The sequence below is a fragment of the Maritalea sp. genome (assembly GCF_047634455.1).
In the GTDB taxonomy this organism is placed as follows: Bacteria; Pseudomonadota; Alphaproteobacteria; order Rhizobiales; family Devosiaceae; genus Maritalea.
In genome coordinates, this window is the sequence record NZ_JBLIAI010000004.1 from 1 (window position 1) to 14,606 (window position 14,606).

At 50.0% G+C, this 14,606-nt stretch carries 16 protein-coding genes; 8 read left to right on the forward strand and 8 right to left on the reverse strand.

Annotated features, from left to right (window positions below; genetic code table 11):
* From ACJAZW_RS02260 to acs, 5 genes are all read left to right on the forward strand, one after another.
* Positions 1–1,003, forward strand: a 1,003-nt coding sequence (locus ACJAZW_RS02260) for a branched-chain amino acid ABC transporter permease (protein ID WP_415155239.1), incomplete at its 5' end; no start/stop codon positions are given.
* Positions 1,004–1,007: 4 nt separating this feature from the next.
* On the forward strand, positions 1,008–2,171 hold the full coding sequence (locus ACJAZW_RS02265) for a branched-chain amino acid ABC transporter permease (protein ID WP_415155240.1): 1,164 nt from the start codon (positions 1,008–1,010) through the stop codon (positions 2,169–2,171).
* 20 nt (positions 2,172–2,191) lie between these two features.
* Entirely contained in the window at positions 2,192–2,965 is a 774-nt protein-coding gene (locus ACJAZW_RS02270) for an ABC transporter ATP-binding protein (protein WP_415155241.1), read from the forward strand.
* A 5-nt stretch (positions 2,966–2,970) separates the two neighbouring features.
* A complete protein-coding gene (locus tag ACJAZW_RS02275) occupies positions 2,971–3,726 on the forward strand; it encodes an ABC transporter ATP-binding protein (protein ID WP_415155349.1) in 756 nt (251 codons plus the stop codon).
* A 119-nt stretch (positions 3,727–3,845) separates the two neighbouring features.
* Complete coding sequence (gene acs / locus ACJAZW_RS02280) at positions 3,846–5,786, forward strand: acetate--CoA ligase (RefSeq protein ID WP_415155242.1); 1,941 nt, start codon at positions 3,846–3,848, stop codon at positions 5,784–5,786.
* A gap of 130 nt (positions 5,787–5,916) precedes the next feature.
* Here acs and ACJAZW_RS02285 read toward each other — a convergent pair whose 3' ends face one another.
* From ACJAZW_RS02285 to hemN, 3 genes are all read right to left on the reverse strand, one after another.
* A complete protein-coding gene (locus ACJAZW_RS02285; RefSeq protein WP_415155350.1) occupies positions 5,917–6,195 on the reverse strand; it encodes a GNAT family N-acetyltransferase in 279 nt (92 codons plus the stop codon).
* An 8-nt stretch (positions 6,196–6,203) separates the two neighbouring features.
* Positions 6,204–6,836 (reverse strand): CDGSH iron-sulfur domain-containing protein, encoded by a 633-nt coding sequence (locus ACJAZW_RS02290; protein WP_415155243.1) that lies wholly within the window; start codon positions 6,834–6,836, stop codon positions 6,204–6,206.
* 91 nt (positions 6,837–6,927) lie between these two features.
* Positions 6,928–8,277, reverse strand: a complete 1,350-nt coding sequence (hemN, locus tag ACJAZW_RS02295; RefSeq protein ID WP_415155244.1) for an oxygen-independent coproporphyrinogen III oxidase — start codon at positions 8,275–8,277, stop codon at positions 6,928–6,930.
* A gap of 143 nt (positions 8,278–8,420) precedes the next feature.
* On the opposite strand from hemN, the gene ACJAZW_RS02300 reads away from it, so the two are divergent.
* Positions 8,421–9,449 (forward strand): dipeptidase, encoded by a 1,029-nt coding sequence (locus ACJAZW_RS02300; protein WP_415155245.1) that lies wholly within the window; start codon positions 8,421–8,423, stop codon positions 9,447–9,449.
* Positions 9,450–9,558: 109 nt separating this feature from the next.
* Here the strand turns inward: ACJAZW_RS02300 and ACJAZW_RS02305 are convergent, their stop codons facing one another.
* Positions 9,559–10,209, reverse strand: coding sequence for a GyrI-like domain-containing protein (locus tag ACJAZW_RS02305; RefSeq protein ID WP_415155246.1), 651 nt, complete (start codon positions 10,207–10,209; stop codon positions 9,559–9,561).
* Between the two features lie 2 nt (positions 10,210–10,211).
* Positions 10,212–11,063 carry an AraC family transcriptional regulator gene (locus ACJAZW_RS02310; RefSeq protein ID WP_415155247.1) on the reverse strand — a complete coding sequence of 284 codons (852 nt, stop codon included), beginning with the start codon at positions 11,061–11,063 and terminating at the stop codon, positions 10,212–10,214.
* A gap of 106 nt (positions 11,064–11,169) precedes the next feature.
* Here ACJAZW_RS02310 and ACJAZW_RS02315 point away from each other — a divergent pair, with 106 nt between their 5' ends.
* Complete coding sequence (locus tag ACJAZW_RS02315) at positions 11,170–11,739, forward strand: gamma-glutamylcyclotransferase family protein (RefSeq protein WP_415155248.1); 570 nt, start codon at positions 11,170–11,172, stop codon at positions 11,737–11,739.
* On the forward strand, positions 11,736–12,395 hold the full coding sequence (locus ACJAZW_RS02320) for a pseudouridine synthase (protein WP_415155249.1): 660 nt from the start codon (positions 11,736–11,738) through the stop codon (positions 12,393–12,395). Before ACJAZW_RS02315 ends, ACJAZW_RS02320 begins: the two co-directional genes overlap by 4 nt.
* Here ACJAZW_RS02320 and ACJAZW_RS02325 read toward each other — a convergent pair.
* The 3 genes from ACJAZW_RS02325 to ACJAZW_RS02335 form a co-directional block, all read right to left on the reverse strand.
* Positions 12,392–12,907, reverse strand: a complete 516-nt coding sequence (locus ACJAZW_RS02325; protein WP_415155250.1) for an adenylate kinase — start codon at positions 12,905–12,907, stop codon at positions 12,392–12,394. The two genes, ACJAZW_RS02320 and ACJAZW_RS02325, sit on opposite strands and share 4 nt — an antisense overlap.
* A gap of 313 nt (positions 12,908–13,220) precedes the next feature.
* A complete protein-coding gene (locus ACJAZW_RS02330; protein WP_415155251.1) occupies positions 13,221–14,132 on the reverse strand; it encodes a polysaccharide deacetylase family protein in 912 nt (303 codons plus the stop codon).
* Between the two features lie 71 nt (positions 14,133–14,203).
* The gene (locus tag ACJAZW_RS02335; protein WP_415155252.1) at positions 14,204–14,371 is read right to left on the reverse strand and encodes a hypothetical protein; all 168 of its coding nucleotides are present in this window, start codon (positions 14,369–14,371) and stop codon (positions 14,204–14,206) included.
* Positions 14,372–14,606 lie beyond the last annotated feature (235 nt).

The following is a 14,606-nucleotide window of genomic DNA, read 5'->3' on the forward strand; positions in this document are numbered from 1 at the left end:
GAACGGGCTGGACAAAGGTGGCGCCTACGCGCTGATCGCATTGGGGCTAACCCTCGTTTTTGGCACTTTGGGCGTTGTAAATTTTGCGCATGGTGCATTGTTTATGCTCGGCGCGTTTTGCGCAGTGACGCTCAGAAAACTGCTCACCCTTGAGCAGGTTGTCTTGGACCCAGAAAACCTCACAGCGTGGGGCGCGCCGCTTGAAATCCGTACACCGTACGTTGAATCATGGTTTGGCGAATTCGGTGTATTCTTAGTGGATTACTCCGTTCCCGCAGCTGTCTTGTTCTCAATTCCAATTATGCTGGCCATCGGCATTTTGATGGAACGCGGCTTGATCAAGCACTTTTATCGCCGCCCACATGCGGAGCAAATTCTTGTGACGTTCGGACTTGCGATCGTCATCCAGGAAATCATCCGCTACTATTTTGGCGCGAACCCTATTCCACAGCCTATGCCTGACACTGTTGGCGGTGCCGCAGATATTGGCGCAGCCCTTGGCATGGATCCAAACATCATCGTCTACCCTTGGTGGCGCTTGATCTATTTTGCCTTCTCTGTCGTGGTTATTGGTGGCGTGTTTGCATTCTTGCAATTCACAACCTTTGGTATGGTGGTGCGCGCCGGTATGGCTGACCGCGAAACCGTTGGGCTTATTGGTATTGATATCGACAAGCGTTTCACGGCCATGTTTGGCTTAGCCGCCGTTGTCGCTGGCATGGCTGGCGTGATGTATACGCCGCTGTTGCCGCCTGATTACACTCTGGGCATGGATTTCTTGGTGCTTAGTTTTGTGGTGGTGGTTGTTGGCGGCATGGGCTCCCTGCCCGGCGCGGTTGCCGCTGGCTTCCTGCTCGGCATTCTACAAAGCCTTGCCTCAATGACGGAAATCAAAGCCATTGTACCCGGCATCGACCAAATCATTATCTATCTGGTCGCTGTGATTATTCTGTTGGTTCGTCCACGCGGTCTGTTTGGTCGCCGTGGCGTGATGGAGAGTTAAGAACATGAACGCCCTATTCTCAATGTCACGCAAAGACGTCATCACATTTGTTGTATTCTCGGCAGTTGTTCTGCTGATGCCAATTTGGTTACAACCATTTGGCGCAGCTTACCCAGATCTGATGCAAAAATTCGCGATCTTTGGCATTCTTGCCATTGGCTTCAACATTTTGTTTGGCCTCACGGGTTATCTCAGCTTTGGCCACGCCGCATTTCTTGGTGTGGGTTCATACACGGCAGTTTGGACATTCAAACTGTTCTCAATGAACCCCATCCCCGCTCTCATCTTTGCGGTGCTCATGTCTGGTGTCTTCGCTCTGGCAATCGGATATGTCAGCCTACGCCGTTCAGGGATATATTTCTCAATCTTGACACTGGCGTTCGCGCAAATGTCTTATAACCTTGCCTATTCTGTCCTAACGCCGATCACAAATGGCGAAACAGGTTTGCAACTGACACTAGATGACCCTCGAATAGTTGATAGTGCGTTCGGGAGCGTCAGCGATGGCTCACTGCCCGTTTCCAACTTGTTCGGCCTCATTGATATGAATGGCATACCCGGTTTCTACTTCACAGCCGTGTTCCTAATCATTGGATTTTTCATCACCCAGCGCATTTTTGCTTCACCATTTGGGATGATGTTACGTGCGATCAAATCAAACCAAACCCGGATGAACTATACGGGTTTCAACACACGTCCTTATACGCTGACCGCATTTGTGATCTCTGGCATGTTCGCTGGCTTGGCCGGTGGTCTGATGGCGGTCACTGATCCGCTTGCAGGTGCTGAGCGCATGCAGTGGACAGCGTCTGGCGAGATTGTCCTTATGACCATTCTTGGTGGCGTGGGCACACTCGTTGGGCCAGTTGTTGGTGCTTGGTTGATCAAATATTTCGAAAACATCTTCTCTTCATTCAACGAAAGCGTGTTGCATGACTTGTTTGGCTTCATGCCAGACGGCGTCGAAAATTTCGTTGTTGGCGTGACCTCAATGTTCGTTGGCGAAGGCTGGCACCTCACCTTGGGCCTGATCTTTGTTCTGGTGGTGACTTTCTTGCCCGGCGGCATGATGGAAGGCTTTAGACGGATCGGATCAATGTTCAATCGAGATGGCGGCGATAAAGCAAAACCCGATAAAACAGTCCCATCACCGGCACCCGCCGAATAGGTTTAGAAAGGACATTTGGAATGACGACAAACAAAGACAATATTGTTCTTCACGTCGCGGATGTGCACAAAACCTTTGGTGGACTGCACGCACTAAGTGACATCGACTTGCAAATCGAAGAGGGCAAAACCCATGCGATTATCGGCCCCAATGGGGCTGGCAAATCTACACTACTCAACGTAGTGGTGGGTCGCTTGGCCCCTACCCGCGGTGCTGTGGTGTTTGATGGTCAAGTTCTTACGGGCAAACAACCGCATGAAATCAACCAAGCCGGTGTTGCTCGTGTGTTTCAAACACCGGAGATCTTTCCTGACCTCACCGTTTTGCAGAATGTAATGGCACCTGCCTTTGCCCGACGCGACGGCTCTTTCACGCTCAATTTCTTTAGGTCGATAGACGACGAAACCGAAATCCGCGAAGAAGCTGAGCACATGCTGGAAGATGTGGGCATGACTGCGAGCAAAGATATGCTTGCCGGGTCTTTGTCACGCGGCGACAAACGCCGGATGGAATTGGCCATGTGCCTCATCCAGCATCCACGTCTCTTGTTATTGGACGAACCAACTGCGGGCATGTCGCGGCATGACACAAATACCACAATTGACTTACTCAAGAAGATCAAGGAACGTGGGATGACCAAGGTCATCATTGAGCACGACATGCATGTTGTGTTTTCATTGGCCGACAAAATCTCGGTTCTGGCGGGCGGCCGCATCATCGCCGAGGGAACACCGGAGGAAGTGCGTAACAACCCGAAAGTGCAAGAAGCATATTTGGGGGGCGCACAAGAATGAACGCCATGACAACAACAACTGAACTCACACAAAATGCAAGCAATGCTGACAAAGAAAGACCATTCTTTTCGGTCACTGATTTGCATGCATATTATGGCGAAAGCTATATCGTTCAAGGCATTTCCCTTGAATTGCCAAAAGGCGAAATTCTTGCGCTGTTGGGCCGTAACGGTGCAGGCAAAACTTCGGCGTTGCGGACATTTGCGCGCACCGAGGACCCACAATTAAAACAGGGCGAAATCTGGCTTGATGGACAGCCATTGCACAAAATGCGTTCCCATGAGGCCGCTATGGCAGGCCTGCAACTGGTGCCCGAAGATCGACGCATCATTCAAGGTTTGACCGTTGAAGAAAACTTGACCCTTGCACAAGTTGCACCGGGCCACGGTTGGGCAATTGAACAAGTTTACGAGCGTTTCCCACGCCTCGCTGAACGTCGCAATCAGGAAGGCGTGACCCTTTCTGGCGGTGAGCAGCAAATGTTGGCCATTGGCCGTGCATTGGTTCGGGACGTCAAACTCTTGCTGCTGGATGAGCCTTATGAAGGGCTTGCTCCGGTAATTGTGCAAGAGATTGAAAAGATCCTCAAAGAGATAAAACTGTTGGGGATCACGACCATTATCGTTGAGCAAAACGCGGTTGCCGCGCTTCGGCTCGCCGATAAGGCAGTTATCATGGACACCGGCGAAATTGCCTTCACTGGCTCTGCGCAAGAGGTCTTGGATAACGAAGAGCTACGTCACGAATATCTCGCGATTTAGTTTGTAAGGGCTTCGGCCTTTAAAGAAACCGGGCACGGTAGGGACCGGCCACTTAAACATTGAGGTTTCAAAAGGGTTCGCCTGTGCATTAAATTGTGTTGGTGGGCAAAAGGAGAATTATGTCCGGGAAAATCTATCAAGTCCCTACCGATTGGGCAAAAAACGCCTTAGTTGATGCGGGCAACTATAAAGACATGTATGAGCGCTCGATCAATGATCCAGATGGATTTTGGGCTGAGCAGGCGAAGCGGTTGGACTGGATCAAAGAGCCAACCATCATCAAAAACACCAGCTTTGACCCTGTTTCAATCAAATGGTTTGAAGACGGCGTGTTAAATGTCGCCTACAATTGCATCGACCGCCACCTGGAAGAAAATGGCGACCGCGTCGCCTTCCATTGGGAACCCGATCACCCTGATCAACCTGGGCAGACGATAACTTACACGCAGCTGCATGAACGGGTTTGCCGTTTTGCCAATGTCTTAAAATCTCTAGGCGTTACAAAAGGCGACCGCGTCACCATCTATTTGCCAATGATCCCAGAGATCACCTATGCAATGCTTGCCTGCGCACGCATTGGGGCGGCCCACTCGGTTGTGTTTGCTGGCTTTTCTCCTGAGGCACTTGCAGGCCGTATCAACGACTGCGACAGCACAGTTGTGATCACTGCAGACGAAGGTCGTCGTGGCGGCAGGTCAGTTCCGTTAAAGAAAAATGTCGACGACGCCATGCCGCACGCGCTTGGCGTTGAAAAGATTTTGGTCGTCGAACATACCGGCGCTCAGATCGATATGAAAGGTGGCCGCGACGTCTGGTGGCATGAAGCAGCGGCGGGGGTCGATGATTTCTGCGAATGCGAACCCATGAACGCCGAAGACCCATTGTTCATCCTTTACACGTCTGGCTCCACCGGTCAGCCAAAAGGGGTGGTACACACGTCAGGCGGTTACCTCACTTACATCAATTTCGCCCATCGTGCCGTGTTCAACTATGAAGATGGCGACATCTTCTGGTGCGGTGCCGATTTGGGTTGGATCACCGGCCACAGCTTCACGCTTTACGCACCCCTCTCAAATGGTGCCACATCTGTGATGTTTGAAGGCGTACCAAACTTCCCCGATGCCTCTCGTTTCTGGCAGATTATCGACAAATATCAAGTCAACCAGTTCTATACCGCCCCAACGGCCATTCGCGCGTTGATGGGGGCTGGCGATGAATTTGTCACCAAGACCAGCCGCTCATCACTGAAGCTGTTGGGCACAGCGGGCGAACCGATTAACCCGGAAGCTTGGGAATGGTACTATCATGTGGTTGGCGAAGCACGCTGCCCGATTGTCGATACGTGGTGGCAAACTGAAACCGGCGGCTGCATGTTGACCCCACTGCCCGGCGCTCACACATTGAAGCCCGGTGCAGCAACAGCACCATTTTTTGGCATCCAACCACAATTGGTCGATAATGACGGCGGTGTCTTGGAAGGCGCAGCGGAAGGCAATCTTTGCATTTTGGACAGTTGGCCCGCACAAGCGCGCACCATCTATGGTGATCACCAGCGCTTTGTGGACACCTACTTCACCACGTACAAAGGCAAATACTTCACCTCAGACGGCTGCAAACGCGATGCGGACGGGGCCTATTGGATCACCGGTCGCGTCGATGATGTTCTAAACGTCTCTGGGCATCGCATGGGCACTGCTGAAGTGGAAAGCGCCCTCGTCTCGCACGACAAAGTGTCAGAAGCCGCGGTTGTGGGTTACCCGCACGACATCAAGGGCCAAGGCATTTATGTCTATGTCACCTTGATGGCTGGCAATCAACCAAGCGAAGAGTTGCACAAAGAATTGCGCGCCTGGGTGCGCAAGGAAATTGGCCCAATCGCCACGCCAGACCTCCTCCAATTCGCACCTGATCTACCCAAAACTCGCTCGGGCAAGATCATGCGGCGCATCCTGCGTAAAATCGCGGAGGATGAATTCTCAAACTTGGGCGACATCTCAACGCTTGCAGACCCATCCGTGGTCGAAAAGCTGATAGAGAACCGCCAAAACCGATCGACTTAGACCCGTCCCCACAACCTCTAAGTCGTGATTTGGGGTGCCCCTTTAAAAAGGGCACCCCTAATTTCTTCACAAAGCATCTGTTGCAATTTAGGCGCAATTCAAATCAGCCCGCCCTTTGCCGCAAAGGGGCCTAATTCATCACATCCGACCATTCTGGATGCCGCTGATATTGCCCTTTCACAAACGGGCACAGCGGAATGATTTTAGTTCCGCTCTGCCGGGCGTCTGCAATCAGAAACTCAACCAGTGCTTTGCCAACCCCCTTGCCTTTTAACGCGTCAGGAACGCCCGTATGGTCCGCAATAATAGAGTGCGGGCTCATGCGAGAATAAGTCAATTCCGCTTCAACCCCATCAACCACTGTCACATAGCGTCCACGGTTTTGTTCGTCTTCCTTGATGATCTCAATGTCACGCATCAATCAGCCTCAAAACCAATTTCTTTGTGGCTGCCATCGCAAAACGGTTTATTTTTCGATGCACCGCACCGACACATGGCAAACCGCTTGCCAGTGGCAATTTTGCGGCCTGAACCAGCAACAATCTCCAAATTACCCATCACCATCAACGGACCATCTTTGATCGGCTTTATGGTCAACTCGCCGTCGCGGGCTTCCAAGGCTACAGGCTCATCTTTGGATGGCACATCGCTCGTCGCAACAAAACCCGCATCCAAATGCGAGTTATCGCAAAATGGTTTATTCTTTGATTGTCCGCAGCGACACAACACAGCCCGTACCCGTGGCTCTTGACCTTCAATACGCAAGTCACCGCGATATTCAGTGGGACCATTTTCCCAAAGCCGGGCCGTGTTCACATTTGGAACGGTTTCAATGTCAGAATTATCTTTGAATTCGTAGGTCAAAGCACCCGAGGGGCAATCACGCACCAACTTAGCCACGTCATTTGCGTCCGCATTTTCAGGGAATATCCATTGCCCCTTCGCGCCCGGACGAAACACTTGTGGCAACCCCAAGACGCAACGACGTGCGTGAATACACTTCTTGCCATCAAAACTTACTGATATTTTATCTGATTCAATCGTGCCCATTATTTCCCCTGACGACCACATTTACGTCTGGGTATTGTTGCGCCTGTAGGTGATGGGTAGCAAGAGGGACCGCGATCACTTAAATGTCAGATCAAACCGCTTTGGAATGTCGGGCGGAGCCTTGCCCGAAATAGGTGTCAAACTGAGCAGCGATTCCACGCACAAACAATTTGCCTTGCTCAGAAGCGCCAAAAACACGTTCATCGTTGATGACAAACCCGTCCACGTCCGCAGCTGCGATATACCCAACATCGTCCAAAATCGGCCCGGCCAGATCACCAAACTTGGCAACCAGTTCGCCTTTGTCGAACTGAAAATCACACATCAATTTTTCGATCACCCAACCCCGAGCGCGGTCAACCTCAGCCAACTCAAACCCCTTGGCAATCGCCAACTCACCATTATCAATTGCGGCTTGATATTGTCCGGTGGCAACAATGTTTTGCACATAACCGTTTTTGGTTTGCCCTATTGCGGACCCGCCAAAACCAATCAGTGCATCTGAATTATCAACAGTGTAGCCCTGAAAATTGCGGCGCAATGTTCCATCTGCAGCGGCTTTCGCCATGCTGTCAGAAGGCAGGGCAAAATGGTCAAACCCGATCCGATCATAACCAGCCGCTGCAAGTCTATCGCCAGCCATTACTGCATGTTCAAAGCGCTCAATCGTGTCGGGAAGCGCAGCCTCATCGATCAGCTTTTGATGTGTTTTCATCCACGGCACATGGGCGTAACCAAACAATGCAATACGGTCAGGTCGCAACGACAACGTCTTATCAACCGTTTCCATCAACCGCTCAGTTGTTTGGAACGGCAAGCCATAAAGCACGTCCAGATTGACAGATTTAATCCCGGCATCACGCAGCGCAAAAACCACGTCACGCGTAATTTCGAAACTCTGCGGGCGGTTGATCGCTTCTTGTACTTTTTCGCTAAAATCTTGCACGCCGATGCTGGCACGCGTCATGCCAAAGGCCACCATACCGTCGATCTTTGCAGGGGTGACATCGCTCGGGTCAATTTCAATGGAAATCTCTGCATCATCTGCAAATTCAAATGCAGCGCGTAAGTTTTTGCCCAGCAACGCCAAATCGTCGGGCTCAAGCAGGGTTGGCGACCCTCCGCCCAAATGCACCGCCGTGACCAGAGCGCCGGGCTTCACCTTCGCGGCGATCATTTCAATCTCTTTATGCACCCGTTTCATATAAGATTTGACCGGGGCATATTTCAGCGTTTGCTTGGTGTTGCATCCACAAAACCAACATAGGCGATCACAAAATGGGATGTGCACGTAGAGCGATAACCGATCACCTTGCCCCAGCGCCTTAATCCAAGACGTATAGGTTGCATTGTCCACGTTACGCGTGAAATGCGGCGCGGTCGGGTAGCTTGTGTAACGCGGCACGGGCGCCGCATGTCGTTCGATTGTAGCGTGATCCATCAACATCCCCATATCTGATGGCAGCACTTTATCAATCAGGGCAATTCTCACCTTGATCGAAATCAACGCTTTGGCGCATTGGCATTGGGTCAGCACCGTGCAACAATAACCAGCAAATCACCTTATTCCCTTTCCGGACTTTTATGACAAACACCCAACTCGTTCCAATTTTTGACGGCCATAACGACATCTTGCTCAAACTCATTGAAGAATGCGCAGACAATGCAGTTGAAGCGTTTTTTCAACCCCGCAAAGGTCAGCATATTGATTTGCTATCTGCCCAAAAAGGCGGATTTGCAGGCGGGTTATTTGCAATGTTTATCCCACCCGAAGACGGCAGATCATTTCGCAAAACGCCAAGCCAAGAATTTGCCCGCGATTACACCATGAATATGATCACTTTGCTCCGCGACATCGCCGCAGCGTCCGACGGAAAAGTCGAAATATGTCGGTCCGTTGGCGACATACGTAAAGCTATGGCCGCCGGCATAATGGCCCCAGTGCTGCACATTGAGGGCGCAGAAGCGATCCTGCCCGACCTTTCAAACCTTGAAGCATTCTACAATGATGGCTTGCGCTCAATTGGCCCGGTATGGAGCCGTTCAAACGCGTTTGCACATGGCGTGCCGTTTAAGTTCCCCGCTTCCCCCGATACCGGACCGGGCCTGACGAATGAGGGCATGAAGCTGGTGAAAGCCTGCAATGAAATGGGCATTGCCGTCGACTTGTCACACCTGAACGAAAAAGGCTTTTGGGATGTTGCGCGGATATCCACCAAGCCGTTAATCGCCAGCCATTCAAATGTCCACACACTTTGCCCCACAACGCGCAATCTCACCGATGGTCAGCTCAAAGCCATCAAAGACAGCAATGGTATTGCGGGTCTCAACTTTGCGGTATCGTTCTTGCGTAAAGACGGTGCAAAGGATGTCAACGTGCCGCTCTCAGTCTTAGTAGAACATGTAGATTATATGGTGGACATAATGGGCATTGATCACGTCGGCATCGGTTCTGACTATGATGGTGCGCCCCCGCCTTCCGATTTGGACAGCACGGCCAAACTGCCAGCCTTAACAAATGCCCTGCGCGAAGCTGGCTACGACGATGATGCCCTCAACAAAATTTGTCATGGCAACTGGCTAAGAGTGCTGGAAGATACTTGGGGCGCGTAACAGTTCGCAAAATATCACAGCAAAACACGTCAACATAGCCGTGCTGCGCTTGGCAGAAATGCACGGGGCTATTGTCCCGCCAAGCGAAAATCTTCAAACCGTCTAAGAATTATTGAAGATGCACGGGTTGCCGCAAAATGGTTTTCAACTTATCAGGCGTTACCTTGCGCGGATCGTTCAGATAAATCTCGTGGTGCTTGCCAATCATCTTCATTTTGTTTTGCGGAATGTACTCATTATGCATTTGGGCCAAAATCGGTCCCTCATCATCATAAGAACCCACATGCAAAACTTGCACACAGTCGCCTTCATCAAAGGTTTCAAGCCGCACAGAACGCAAGGTTGCCTCATCCGTTGGCGCGTCAGATTTATCACCATTCTTGGCGATTGATGTTTCCAGCACCTGGTCAAGATGTTCACCATGCAACCAATCTGGCTGGCGGATCATCATTGTCCATTTCCACGCAGATTTTTCGCGGGTCACAAATGTAGCCATATCATCAGCCCACCAAAGGCCTTCTAATGGACCAACCACATAATCTTTTTCCAATTCAATTTTTGAAAAAAACTTCAACCCATAGCTTAGGCCATAAAGCGCTGCAATTGCGGGGGGGTAGCTTTCGCCAACAGGACCACCATCACCATCAATCATAAGATAGTTCAGCGGCGGTACTTTGATGAGGTCAAATCGTTCAACTTTACCCGTGTAAAGCTTTGAATCTTGGCGCTTAAAATCAATCTTGTTCTTCTTGCTCATCATTCTCACTCTATTGGCATATAAATGTCGGTCAATAAATCGGAAGGGGAAACCTCGCGAGGATTGTTTAGATAAGCTTCTAAACACGGCGCGTCACGTAAATTCTGCCCAGATTGAACTAGCCAACTGCCATAAAGCCAATCATAGGCTTTTGGTAGTGCGGCGTAGGCCCCCTTAAACCGCATGACAGCAAATCGGCCACCTTTTACTTCAATTCGCTCAAAAGGCTCGTCTGGATCTGATGGGTTTTGCTCAACCAAACCTGCAAACGAGTTCAATTCTCCGGCGGGTAATATGTCCGGGTCATCGTAATAAAGCGCCATCGTCTTCGTATTTGGGTTTTCCATGCCCATCTTTTTGGCAAAGATATTCAGCTTTTCAAATGCTTTGCCAATTTGGGCGTAAGGTCCCTCATGGAATAGTCCAACCATAATCATCGTATCTGTTTCAACAATTGTTACGTCATACATTTCTGCGTTTCCCTCAATTGTTTTTGCAACCAACGAGGCGGCATTTCCGTTCTCCCGGTACCGCGCCGGAGGAACTTGATAGCTGGCAGAAAACGCGCGCGAAAATGCGGAAAGACTGCCATACCCAGATTGCGCAACAATTTCGGATAACGACAAATTCGTGTTGATCAATTGATTTGCACCCCGGTGCAACCGCAGTCTTCTCACAGTTGCCGCAATGGTTTCGCCGCTAAACCCGCGATAGATCCGATGCCAATGATAAGGCGACATGCACGCCACCTCAGCGAGGTGGTTAAGATCAATTTCATCGTCCAAATGCGCATAAATATAGTTGATCACCCGATCCATTCGCGATTGATATTTGTGAATTGTTCGGTTTTCAGGCATAACTACGCTCCAAATTACTAAGCGAGATAAGCATATACTGAATTGACAAATCTTGCTGAATTTGGTGCAGATCACAACTGACAATCTTTTACCCTTCAGGAGAAGCATGAGCACGTTCTACTATTTCGCTTATGGGTCCAATCTATTAAATGCCCGCCTGCAAAACCGCTGCGCTTCTGCAAAACCGATTGCCATCGGCAGTGTAAAAGGCCACGCCATTAATTACGGCATGGTTGCGGATGATGATCATGGCGCATCGGGAAAGATGGCCATGTTCGCTACCGACAGTGGCGATGATGAAGTGCATGGCGTTGTCTACGAAATGGCGTTGGGCGATGCCCCGGTACTTGATAAGTTTGAGGGCTTGGACTGGGACCGCCCCATGAAATACACGCGGGAGCCAAACCTTAATGTGCTCACATCATCCGGCGAAATGATCAGTTCGATCACCTATATGGTGGAACCACACCCGGCCCCTCCTGCGCCATATCATTGGTATTGGGCGCTGTGTCTGTCCGGCGCAATTGAAAACGGTTTGCCCGAACATCACCAAAAATTATTGGCAGACCATCCACATATGCCTGATCCACATGATCAACGTGAAGGCAAACTGGAAGCGGAAATGCTGCTGCATAAATCTGGCTTTGGCCACTTGATTGAAAAAACGGGCGCATGATCGGCGATTTCGTCTATGCGCCACCCACCGATCCTTACGTAGAAGTCATTCACCAAGACCAAGACATTTTGGTGCTCAACAAACCCTCAGGTTTGTTGAGCGTTCCGGGCAAAGCAGCCGAGCATGCTGATTGTTTGGAAACACGTGCACAACAGCAATTTCCAACTTCGCGCACCGTGCATCGATTGGACATGGACACATCCGGGGTGGTGATCATGGCAATGAATGCACAAGCCCATCGGCATTTGGGTCTGCAATTCGAGCGCCGTCACACGGCAAAAACATATATTGCAGATGTGTTTGGAAACATTGAAAATAGTGAAGGCACTATCGACCTGCCCTTGCGTTGCGATTGGCCAAACCGTCCAAAACAAATGGTCGATCACGATCAGGGGCGCAGCGCCCAAACCAACTGGCTTGTGTTAGAACGTCACACCACTTGGACCCGCGTGGAGCTCAAACCCATCACCGGACGGTCCCACCAATTGCGGGTGCACATGCTCGAGCTTGGACATCCAATATTGGGTGATCGATTTTATGCGACGGGCAAAGCGCTTGTTGCCGCAGACCGATTGCGTCTGCATGCCCAATCCCTTACCGTCCATCACCCCGATGGTGGCGCGCGCCTAACATTTGAAGCCGAGTTGCCGTTTTAGCGAATGGTCGCAGCGCCCAACTTTGCCACAAACGCATCAATCTCATTAACAGATTTTAGACGTACAAAGTCACCTGTGAATGATTGCATGATCTTGAGCATTTTGGGACGTGAACGACGATTGTAGTTCAAGACATAGCCAAAAAACTCAGCATCAATTTTTTCAGGACAGCCGGGTGCAACATCTTGGCGCACTTTGCCGTAGGTCGTGATAAAGCGCTTGATCACGCGATAGAGACAAAACCAAGTTGGAAAATCTAAGAAAATGACGGTATCAGCGCGTTTGATACGTTTGTCGAGCGTTTTTGAGTAATTGCCGTCCATCACCCAGCTTTCTTGCGCAATCAGATCATCAACAATGGAATTCCATTCCTCATCGTCTTTGATCACCCACCCGGGATTAAAGTAATGCGTATCCATGTGAACAATTGGCAAGCCAAGTAAATTACCCAATCGCCGCCCAAGCGTAGATTTACCTGAGCCAGAACATCCAACGATGAGAATACGTTTCATTAGCGGCACTCCAGTATCAACAAAGTATGGAGGCGCGGTATACTGGGATTAGGGTCTGAACTCAATTGAAAAATGATCTGGACAGCAGTTCAGTTTTGATCAGATTTAGGCGAAATCGGCCGAATTGACTTGCTGTCAATGAGGATATTTCAACGACAAACTGGCAAAATTGAATGCTGCCTTTCGGGTTATGTGCAAAACAGGCTGCTTCAGCGTCGAAAAGCCTCACCGATATGAAAATCGCTTTCGTTTCTCTCCTCAAATCAGTTTATTTTGCACCCAATCCAGACCTTTTCTCAATTCAGTCCAGACCCTAATTGGATTGGGCAAGCTGGGTCATGCTACGCTTCTGCGAACCACGCTCAGGCACCAAGGACACAACTTTGTAGCCGCGTTGCTGCAACGCGGCCAAAAAGTCTGGCAACATGCTTACCGTGCGCTGATGAATATCATGAAACAAAACAATGCCTTTACCTTCCGTATCCAACCGCGCCAATGTGCGCTTTAGTACATCGTCAGAACTCGAACTGTAATAATCCTTGCTGTCAATTTGCACGTCCATGATCACAAGACCGGCATTGTGTACCGCCCGGCGCAGCTTTTTGTTTTGCGCCAAATAGGGGAAACGGAAAAACGGCGCTGGCGTCTTATTAATCGAAGAAAGTGCCGCGGCCAGTGGCTGACGCCCCCGCTCTATTTCAGCCAAAGCAGCAACTAAGTTGAGTTTGGTCAAATCGCCATGCGATTGTGTATGCATACCAATCGTGTGCCCACGGTTTGCGACTTCGCGCACCAGAGCGGGGTTGTTTTTGGCCGCTTGACCGAGCATGAGGAAAGTCGCTTTGACATCATAACGATCCAAGATATCCAAAATTTTGCCCGTTTTGCCCGGGCGCGGACCATCGTCAAACGTGATAACGACCTCGCCCTTGGCAAGTTTGATGTCGCTTTGTTGTTCAATAACAAGATCGCGTCCGCTCAGGCTCCGGCGCAAATTAAAGTTCAAACCAGCATCATCGTTTATCGAAGCGGTTCTAATGGTCTGATCAATTTTGGGATTTGCCGAACTTACGACCAACGCCGCTGCCGGCGGATTTGCAGCTGCATAGGCTAACTGTTGGGCGTTTTGGGTTGCTGATTGATCAAGTCTTTGTGGAGGCTTTGCGCAACCAGTGAGCAAAGCAACAAGACAGACAAACGCCAACACAACCCGTACGCGCAACATGCATAAAACCTACAACAATGAAATCGTAGGTTATTTAAGTCTATTATGGTTAATTATTTATTTCCAACAACTTAGCCCGCCGCGTATTCATCTTTGATTAAGAATTCAACGCCTTCAAGAATATTGACAAGTTGTTCATAGTCACGTCGGCTTATCACCAGCATTTCTTCTCCAGACGGAGAATAAAGCGATTGGGTCTCCACGCGCGAAAGCGCGTTGAGCAGAATTTGATTTTTCATTTAAGGGGCCTTTATCGCCATGCAATCTATTTTTTTTGCCATTTCACCATGGCACGCAATACTTAGCAGCGTTGTTAATCACATATTCAAAACCAATTCCACCCCTAATTTACCTTTACGTCAGCCTGTTTACTTTCGTTGAACAATGTAACTACTGGTACGCAGCATATCTATTTGGCTTGTACCAAACTTTTGCTTTCATTATTGTGGCCGGGTCGCCATCCGCGATCATTAT